This window comes from Endozoicomonas atrinae (assembly GCF_001647025.1).
GTDB classification, from domain to species: Bacteria; Pseudomonadota; Gammaproteobacteria; order Pseudomonadales; family Endozoicomonadaceae; genus Endozoicomonas; species Endozoicomonas atrinae.
This window is the reverse complement of sequence record NZ_LUKQ02000456.1, coordinates 1-2,411: the sequence shown is the minus strand read 5'-3', so window position 1 is coordinate 2,411 and position 2,411 is coordinate 1. Positions and strand designations below refer to the sequence as shown.

3 protein-coding genes and 1 pseudogene are annotated in these 2,411 nt (G+C 44.3%); 3 read left to right on the top strand and 1 reads right to left on the bottom strand.

The genetic code is table 11. The features are described 5' to 3' along the window. Positions 1-171: 171 nt before the first annotated feature. The 3 genes from AK963_RS27835 (at position 172) to AK963_RS27825 (ending at position 2,206) form a co-directional block, all read left to right on the top strand. Positions 172-651, top strand: coding sequence for an Lrp/AsnC family transcriptional regulator (locus AK963_RS27835; RefSeq protein WP_175404699.1), 480 nt, complete (start codon positions 172-174; stop codon positions 649-651). A 20-nt stretch (positions 652-671) separates the two neighbouring features. Further along, positions 672-1,424, top strand: a complete 753-nt coding sequence (gene phnP, locus AK963_RS27830; RefSeq protein WP_066018567.1) for a phosphonate metabolism protein PhnP — start codon at positions 672-674, stop codon at positions 1,422-1,424. A 335-nt stretch (positions 1,425-1,759) separates the two neighbouring features. After that, entirely contained in the window at positions 1,760-2,206 is a 447-nt protein-coding gene (locus AK963_RS27825; protein WP_175404698.1) for a GNAT family N-acetyltransferase, read from the top strand. Between the two features lie 29 nt (positions 2,207-2,235). Here the strand turns inward: AK963_RS27825 and AK963_RS32675 are convergent. Then, positions 2,236-2,411 (bottom strand): annotated as a pseudogene (locus tag AK963_RS32675) (IS256 family transposase); the annotation flags it as partial.

The window sequence follows — 2,411 nt, the reverse complement described above, 5'->3', positions numbered from 1 at the left end:
AGACTGTAGTGATAAACTCTTCAACGGGCATGACTGAAACCTTCTTTTTTGCTTTTTACTGCTTTTAATAGCAGAAAGCAGGTTCAGTCATGTCTCCTTATGCAAACCTAAAAGTCGCACATGGCGTTCTGTATTGAAAAGAAGTGCGGCCAAAAAGTAGCGAGGGATCGGATGATGAGCAGAAATGTATTGGATACTTACGACATACGGCTTTTATCTGCACTCCAGCAGGATGATGCGCTATCCCTGCAATGCCTTGCAGAGCTGGTCAGCCTGTCTGCATCGCAATGCTCCCGCCGTATCAGCCGGCTGAAAGCAAAGGGTTACATACAGAAACAGGTAACTTTACTGAACCCTCAGGCTGTTGGTCTGGATGTAGAAGCCTTTGTCACTGTTTCTCTTGATAATCATACTCCGGATTCTGCAACCTATTTCAAAGAGGCCATTCTGAAAATGTCTCCGGTTATGGAGTGTCACGCCATCACTGGTAGTGATGGCGATTACCTATTGAAGGTTGTCGCGAAAAATCAGCACGCACTCTCTTTTTTCCTGATGGAAGAGCTTATGAAGATTCCCGGTGTCAGCCAGATTAAAACCGCTCTGGCTCTCTCTGCCATTAAATCCACTACAGCACTGCCACTCAGTTTATAGGGGGTTTTATGGAGTTCCCGATGAAGTTTACCCTGACTGGCACAGGCAGCGTGAAAGGATGCCCGGTTTATGGTTGTGACTGCCCCGCCTGCACCAGAGCCATCATGGACCCGTTTCTCGCTCGTAGACCGGCTTCCGCAACACTGGAGTCCGACGGTGAAGTGATTCTTATTGATGCGGGTCTCACGGATATTGAAGATCGCTTTCCTGCAGGTTCCCTGAAACAGATTGTTCTGACTCATTACCATATGGACCATATTGCCGGTTTATTCAGCCTTCGCTGGGGAAGCGCCCTGAAAATTTCGGTGGTCGGACCAGACACATCGGATGCACCGGCAGAGCTGTTGAAACATTCCGGAATTCTTGATTTTTCCCAGACCGTTGCTCCATTCGCTCCCTTTAATGTAAACGGTGTTAAGATAACCCCGATTCCCCTCAGTCACTCACGCCCAACAATGGGCTATGTTTTTCATCGTAATGGCAGGACACTGGCCTATCTGACAGACACCCTGGGGCTCCCAGATGAGACCCTCAACTTTTTTACCAGCAATCCTCTGAATATCATGATTATTGACTGCAGCTACGCTCCGGACATGCCAGATCCTCCCGGGGCTCACAACAGCCTGAAAGATGTCATGGAACTCCACGAGAGGGTACAACCATCACGCACCATTCTTACGCATATTGGTCATGAGCTTGATAATTGGATGAATATCAATCCATTACCAAAGGATATTGAAGCAGGCTATGATGGGTTGATCATTACACTTTAAGCCAGTCATGCAAAAATACAGTGCCTTATCATCACCATGAACCAATCCTGCATTCGTTTTCTTTAACAAACGATCATCAGGCCAGTAGTAAAACTTCCAGCTTGTTCTTCCCTGCAAAAAGCAAAGTGTCGAGACCATTTAACATGGTATCGAGTGGATTGGTTTATGCCGGATACCCAAAAGCAGCATTCACACTCTTTTATGTTTAGCTTTTTTAAACTAATGAATATAGAACGAGACATCCAAAAGACTATCTAATTAGTTCAACTAGGATAAGCTTAAAGATGGTCTTATCCGGCTGCACAAAATTGCTGACCAGGCTAATGGAAGTATCCATGAAGATTAGAGCTGCTATTGAGCAGGACCTGCAATTCATAATTGATGGTATAAAAGAGACTCATATAATAGAGGAATGGCCTGAAGAGCCTCTCATCTGTGATCATTATAAAGATGAAGTTATTGACTCTATAGCCCGAAAAGAGATAAGAGTCGTGGAAGAAAAAGATCAACGGGCCGGGTTTGTCTGGGTTAAACCCGAATTTCGAGCCATGCACCTAGATAGAAATGATTATCTATGGATCTACCTGATGTTTGTAAAAAAAGAATATCGTCGATCAGGAGTAGGTAAAGTCCTAGATGAAGAGGCTTCAGAAATTGCAAGAAAGCTGGGAAGAAAAGAAATTATCGGTGATATCTTTGAGGTAAATCACATCTCAAGAGATTTCTATAAAAAGCTTGGAGCTGAGCCAATATATACTATTTATTCCAAAAAGAGCCTGTAAATAATTCTGTGTAAACGCCACCAAAACTATTACTCCTTGAACCGGTCAGGAAACATAATTTCAAACCGGTTCATGGCTGCTTTCCAGTTCCTGATCGGCATGGTCCATTTCTCGGAAGCTTTTTCCATGGCCAGATAGATTACCTTCATGACTGACTCATCAGTCCGAAAAATCTTCCGGTTCTTGATCGCCTTACGAATGACGC